Source organism: Methylobacterium crusticola (assembly GCF_003574465.1).
GTDB lineage: Bacteria > Pseudomonadota > Alphaproteobacteria > Rhizobiales > Beijerinckiaceae > Methylobacterium > Methylobacterium crusticola.
In genome coordinates this window covers 1-5,849 of sequence record NZ_KZ984665.1, presented here as the reverse complement: position 1 = coordinate 5,849, position 5,849 = coordinate 1, and the positions used below count along the sequence as shown (strand labels likewise).

The following is a 5,849-nucleotide window of genomic DNA, read 5'->3' as shown; positions in this document are numbered from 1 at the left end:
GCCCGCGGCCGCGCCCGGCGATACCGCGTCGATCGGCGCGGCCGCTCCCACCCTCGACGCGGGGATCGGCCCCTCGGGCGGGGAGGCGACGGGCGCCTCGCCGCGGCGCGGCGGCCGCGGGCCTCACGCGCCGCGGCCCTGGAACGGATGAGCCCCACCCCGATGGCGGATGCGCGCGCGAGACGGACCGGATCGAGGGACTGGCCCTCGGTCTTCCTGCGGGCGGTCCTGTCGCTCTTCGTCGGTCTGCCCGTCGGCGGCGTCCTGTACGGCCTGGGGCACCTCGCCGTGGCGATCTACCGGCAGGATCCGGTGTTGCAGCACCCCTGGGCCCTCGGCTTCGGGCTGGTTGCCGACGCCGTCAGCTACGTCTTCCTGGGCGGCTTTGCCTGGAGCCCCGAGGCCGGCTACCGGAGCCTCCACGGCTACTACGCCGCCGGGGTGGCGCTCTCGTTCGTGATCCTGGGCCGGCCCTGGCGGCGCGGCGCGGGCGCGCCCGAGGCGTGGCCCCGGACCCCGCAGGCGGGCTGAGCCCCGGGAGCCGGCCTCCCGCGCAGGCAGGCTCCTGCGCGCACGGGGCCCTGCGCGATGGAAATCGGCGCGCGCGGTTTAACGGTCCTGCAACCAACCCGGCGGGAGCCGAGTTAGGTTGGTTACCCTGACGAAAAAGAAAGGCCGCACACGCGATGCGGCCCGAGTCTGGGGAGGAAACGCCCCGCGAGGGGCGGACCGGCACGACGACGCCATCGTCGTGCCGCATCGGGAGAACCCGGGACCGTCCCGGGGAGTTCCGGTGGCTGTACCTGCTTCCAAGGTCCACCTCGCGTGGGCCTTGTTTTTTGCGTGCCGGTCGCCCGCGCGGCCCTGCCCGCGGAGGCCGAGGGACGAGGACGTGATCGGCGTAGTGATCCCGACCCTGGACGCCGCCGCGACCTTGCCGGCCACCCTCGCGGCCCTGCGCGAGGGCGCGGCCCTCATCGCCGGCATCGTGGTGAGCGACGGAGGCTCGCGGGACGGCACGCCCCGGATCGCCGCCCGCGGCGGCTGCGCCGTGGTGCGGGGCGAGAGGGGCCGGGGTGGCCAGCTCGCCCGGGGCGCCGCCGCGGCGCCGGGCGAGTGGCTCCTGTTCCTGCACGCCGACACCCGGCCCGAGGCCGGCTGGGCCGGGGCTGCCGCCGACTTCATGGCCCGGGGCGGCGGGCGCGCCGCCGCCTTCCGGTTCGCCCTCGACGATCCGGGGCGGGCGGCGCGCCTCGTCGAGCGCGCCGTGGCGATGCGCAACCGCCTGCTGGCGCTGCCCTACGGCGACCAGGGCCTGCTCATCGCCCGCCCGCTCTACGAGGCGGTGGGCGGGTACGGCGCGCTGCCGCTGATGGAGGACGTCGACCTCGTGCGCCGCCTCGGGCGCCGGCGCCTCGCCGGCCTGCCCGTGCGCGCCGTGACCAGCGCCGCCCGCTACCGCCGCGGCGGCTACGCGCCGCGCATCCTGCGCAACGCGGCCTGCCTCTCCCTGTACTACGCCGGGATCTCGCCGGGGACGATCGCGAGGCTCTATGGGTAGCCTGCGCCCGACCCTCGTCGTCATGGTCAGGGCTCCGGTCGCCGGGCGGGTGAAGACCCGCCTCGCCCGCACCATTGGGCCCGTCGAGGCCGTGCGCTTCGCCCGCTCCGTCACGGCCGGGCTGCTGCGCCGGGTCGGGCGCGACCCGCGCTGGCGCACGATCCTGGCGGTGGCGCCGGACCGGGCCGCCGAAGCGGGGTTCTGGCCCCGGTGGGTGGCGCGCCGGCCCCAGGGCGGGGGCGACCTCGGGGCGCGAATGCAGCGCCTCGTCGCGGACGGCCCGCCCGGCCCCGTCGTCATCGTCGGCTCGGACATCCCGGGCATCCGGGCGGCCGACATCGCGGCGGCCTTCCGGGTCCTCGGGCGCCGCGAGGCGGCGTTCGGGCCCGCGGAGGATGGCGGCTACTGGCTCGTCGGCGCCCGGCGCCGGCCGCGGCGCCCGGACTTCTTCCGGGACGTGCGCTGGTCGAGCCCGCACGCTCTCGCCGACACGCTGCGCAACCTCGCCGCGCCCGCCGGGTTCGTCCGCTCCCGCGCCGACGTCGACGACGAGGCGGGCTGGCGGCGCTGGCGCCGCGGGGCAGGGGGCGCGGGCGGCCCTCGGCCGGGGGACGCGGCGTGAGCCCGGACCCCCCGGCGCTGGCCTGCGACGTCTGCGTGATCGGGGCCGGCTCGGCCGGGCTGTCGGTCGCGGCGGGCACGAGCCGGCTCGGCCTGCGCACGGTGCTGGTCGAGGAGGCCGAGATGGGCGGCGACTGCCTCAACCGCGGCTGCGTGCCCTCGAAGGCGCTCCTCGCGGCGGCGCGGGCGGCCGGGCCGGGCCCGGCGATCCCCGGCGTGGCCGCGCCGGCGGCCGCCGTCGATTTCGCCGCCGTGGCGGACGGGGTCGCGGACGTGATCGCGGCGATCGCGCCGCACGATTCCGCCGCGCGCTTCGAGGGCCTTGGCGCCACCGTGCTGCGCGGGCGGGCGCGCTTCCTCGAGCCCCGCACCCTGCGCATCGGCCGCCAGGTGGTCAGGGCCGCCCGCAGCGTCATCGCCACCGGCTCGCGCCCGGCGATCCCGGCGATCCCGGGGCTCGATCCGGCGCGCGTGCTCACCAACGCCACCCTGTTCGGGCTGCGCGAGCGGCCCGCGCATCTCCTGATCCTCGGCGGGGGCCCGGTCGGGATCGAGATGGCCCAGGCGCATCGCCGCCTCGGCTGCGCCGTCACCCTGGTCCAGCGCCGCACGATCCTGCCCCGCGACGAGCCCGACCTCGTCGCGATCCTGCGCGCGCGCCTCGAGCGGGAGGGCGTGCGCCTCGTCGAGCACGCCGCCGTCGCTCGCGTCGCGCACGGCCTCGACGAAGTCGTGCTGACCCTGGAGCGGGGCGGCGCGCAGGAGCGCCTCGCGGGATCGCACCTGCTCGTCGCGGCGGGCCGGCAGGCGAACGTCGAGGATCTCGGGCTCGACGCGGCCGGGGTCGCGTACGGGCCCGAGGGCATCGCGGTCGACCGGCGCCTGCGCACGAGCCGGCGCGGCCTCTTCGCGCTCGGGGACGTGGTCGCCGGAGGGCCGCGCTACACCCACGCGGCCGGCTACCAGGCCGGCATCGTGGTGCGCAATCTCGCCTTCCGCCTGCCTGCCCGGGTCGAGTACCGGGCGCTGCCGCGGGTGACCTACACCGATCCCGAACTGGCCCAGGTCGGCCTGACCGAGGCCGAGGCGCGGGCCCGCGGCGAGGTCGTGACGGTGCTGACCCAGCCCCTCTCGCGCAACGACCGCGCAGTGGCCGAGCGGCGGCCGGAGGGCGCGGTGAAGCTGGTGGCCGGGCGGCGCGGCCGCATCCTCGGCGCCGCGATCCTCGGACCCGCGGCCGGCGAGGTCATCGGGCTCTGGTGCCTGGCGATCGCGCAGGGCCTGAGCCTGCGGGCCGTCAGCGGCACGATCCTGCCCTACCCGACGATCGGCGAGGCCGCCAGGGCGGCCGCCGGGGCCTACTACGCGCCCGCCCTGTTCGGGCCGCGCACCCGGCGCCTCGTGGATCTCCTGCGCCGCCTGCCGGGCTGAACCCGGGCCGCCGGCGCCCGCCCGAGGGCCGCGCGGCGGGCGCCGGCCCGCCGGGGATTCCCGGGCCGCGCCGTGCCATGATGGTCCGAGCCGGTGCACAGGAGGACGAGGATGACCGAGACGCGCAGCGAGACCCCGAACGAGGCGCACTGCGTGGCCTGGGACGCGCTGCCCGAGGTGCTGGCGGCCTCGGGCGTCGCCAAGCGCAGCCTCGCCGGGGCCGGCGCCGCCCTGGTGCGGGTGCGGGTTCCGGCCGGCACCGAGGCGCCGCCGCACAGCCATCCCCACGAGCAGTTCGTGCAGGTGCTCGCCGGCTCGGGCGAACTCGAGACCGCGCAGGGCCGGGCCGCCTTCGGGCCCGGCAGCCTCTTCCACTTCCCCGCCGGGACCTGGCACGCCGCGCGCTTCGACAGCGACACGGTCCTGGTCGAGACGAACCTCGCCTGAGGCGCGCGGCCGGGCCGCTCCGGCCCGCCGCTGTCCATGGGACGGTCCTTTCGGAAGTGTCAATTCAAGTGGACATTCGACCGCTGCCGGTGGATGCTGCCTCGACGAGTCTGACGCCCTCGAGAAACAGCCCTGGCCGCAGGAGACGTCGTGGCGCTCACCCATTCTGCCGCGTCCCGCCGCGGGCTGAAGCCGGCCCTCGCCGGGACGACCGCGCGGGCCGCGGCCCCGGTCCCCGAGGCGGCCGAGCCGTGCGCCGCCTACCCGTTCTCCGCCATCGTGGCGCAGGACGAGATGAAGCGGGCGCTGCTGATCGCGGCGGTCGACCCTTCGGTCGGCGGCGTGCTGGTGTTCGGCGACCGCGGCACCGGCAAGTCGACGGCGATCCGGGCCCTGGCGGCCCTGCTGCCGCCCATGCGGGCGGTCGCGGGCTGCGCCTATGCCTGCGATCCCGCGGACGCGGCGGGCCTCTGCCCGGCCTGCCGGGAGCGCCGGCCCGCCGGGCTCNACCTGCCGCTCGGCGCCACCGAGGACCGGGTGGTCGGCGCCCTCGATCTCGCCCGGGCGCTCTCGGCCGGCGAGAAGGCGTTCGAGCCCGGCCTGCTCGCCCGGGCCAACCGCGGCTTCCTCTACATCGACGAGGTCAACCTCCTCGACGACCATCTCGTCGACCTGCTGCTCGACGTGGCGGCCTCCGGCGTGAACACGGTCGAGCGGGAGGGCCTCAGCATCCGCCACCCGGCCCGGTTCGTGCTCGTCGGCAGCGGCAACCCGGAGGAGGGCGAGCTCAGGCCCCAGCTCCTCGACCGCTTCGGCCTCGCCGTCGAGGTGGCGACGCCGGGCGACCTCGCGACCCGCGTCGAGGTGGTGCGCCGCCGCGACGCCTACGAGCGCGAGCCCGCCGCCTTCGCGGGCCGCTTCGCCGCGCAGGAGCGGCAGCTGCGGCGGCAGATCCTGGCGGCCCGGGAGCGCCTCGGCGCCGTCGCGGTGCCGGACGCGGTGCTCGAGGCGGCGGCCCGCCTCTGCCTCGCCCTCGGCACCGACGGCCTGCGCGGCGAGCTGACCCTGATGCGCACCGCCCGGTCCCTCGCCAGCCTGGAGGGCGAGCGGAGCGTGACCCTGGACCACCTGCGCGCCGTCGCGCCCTCGGCCCTGCGCCACCGCCTGCGCCGCAACCCCCTCGACGAGGCGGGCTCCAGCGCCCGGGTCGCCCGGGCCGTCGAGGAGGTGCTGGCGTGAGTGCCCCGGCGGGCGCCCTCGCCTGGTCCCGCGCCTGCCTCGCCGCCGCCCTGGTCGCGCGCGATCCCGCGGGATCGCGCGGAATCGCCGTCCGGGCCCGGCCCGGCCCCGTCCGCGAGGCCTGGCTCGCCCGGCTCCAGGCTCTCCTCGCCCCGGGCCGCCCCGTGCGGCGCCTGCCCCCCGGCATCGCCGACGACCGCCTCATCGGCGGCCTCGACCTCGTGGCGACCCTGCGGGCCGGGCGGCCGGTGCCGCAGGCCGGCCTCCTGGCGGAAGCCGACGGCGGGCTCGTGATCGTGCCGATGGCCGAGCGGCTCGGCGCCGGCACCGCCGCCCGCATCGCGGCCGCGCTCGACGCGGGGGCCGTCGCGGTCGAGCGCGACGGCATCGCGGCCCGCGCGCCGGCCCGCTTCGGCCTCGTGCTCCTCGACGAGGGCGAGGCCGACGAGGCCCCGCCCGCCGCGCTCCTCGACCGCGTCGCGATCCTGCTCGACCTCGACGCCGTCGGCCTCGCCGACCTCGCGGACCGGGCCCGCGGCGCCGAGGCGCC

The 5,849-nt window shown here is 78.2% G+C and carries 6 protein-coding genes and 2 pseudogenes; all 8 read left to right on the top strand.

Annotated features, from left to right (window positions below):
* Positions 1-162: 162 nt before the first annotated feature.
* Positions 163-531, top strand: coding sequence for a hypothetical protein (locus DT057_RS05535; RefSeq protein WP_128561103.1), 369 nt, complete (start codon positions 163-165; stop codon positions 529-531).
* 361 nt (positions 532-892) lie between these two features.
* Positions 893-1,561 carry a TIGR04283 family arsenosugar biosynthesis glycosyltransferase gene (locus DT057_RS05530; RefSeq protein ID WP_128561102.1) on the top strand — a complete coding sequence of 223 codons (669 nt, stop codon included), beginning with the start codon at positions 893-895 and terminating at the stop codon, positions 1,559-1,561.
* Positions 1,554-2,183: a TIGR04282 family arsenosugar biosynthesis glycosyltransferase gene (locus DT057_RS05525; protein WP_128561101.1), complete on the top strand. Its 630-nt coding sequence runs from the start codon at positions 1,554-1,556 to the stop codon at positions 2,181-2,183. Before DT057_RS05530 ends, DT057_RS05525 begins: the two co-directional genes overlap by 8 nt.
* Complete coding sequence (locus tag DT057_RS05520) at positions 2,180-3,613, top strand: dihydrolipoyl dehydrogenase family protein (RefSeq protein WP_238312842.1); 1,434 nt, start codon at positions 2,180-2,182, stop codon at positions 3,611-3,613. The genes DT057_RS05525 and DT057_RS05520 overlap by 4 nt, the downstream gene beginning before the upstream one ends.
* Positions 3,614-3,724: 111 nt before the next feature.
* The gene (locus tag DT057_RS05515; protein ID WP_128561100.1) at positions 3,725-4,060 is read left to right on the top strand and encodes a cupin domain-containing protein; all 336 of its coding nucleotides are present in this window, start codon (positions 3,725-3,727) and stop codon (positions 4,058-4,060) included.
* A gap of 150 nt (positions 4,061-4,210) precedes the next feature.
* A pseudogene (locus tag DT057_RS36570) lies at positions 4,211-4,567 on the top strand (ATP-binding protein); the annotation flags it as partial.
* A 1-nt stretch (position 4,568) separates the two neighbouring features.
* A partial coding sequence (locus DT057_RS05510; RefSeq protein WP_244937350.1) for a magnesium chelatase ATPase subunit I occupies positions 4,569-5,299 on the top strand: 731 nt, incomplete at its 5' end.
* Positions 5,296-5,849: pseudogene (gene bchD, locus DT057_RS05505) on the top strand (magnesium chelatase subunit D); the annotation flags it as partial. The gene DT057_RS05510 and the pseudogene bchD, both read left to right, overlap by 4 nt.

Bases quoted from the DNA above. Each gene is read 5' to 3' on its own strand.
- DT057_RS05535 (WP_128561103.1), top strand. From the start codon at position 163: ATGGCGGATGCGCGCGCGAGACGGACCGGATCGAGGGACTGGCCCTCG.
- DT057_RS05515 (WP_128561100.1), top strand. From the start codon at position 3,725: ATGACCGAGACGCGCAGCGAGACCCCGAACGAGGCGCACTGCGTGGCC.
- DT057_RS05525 (WP_128561101.1), top strand. From the start codon at position 1,554: ATGGGTAGCCTGCGCCCGACCCTCGTCGTCATGGTCAGGGCTCCGGTC.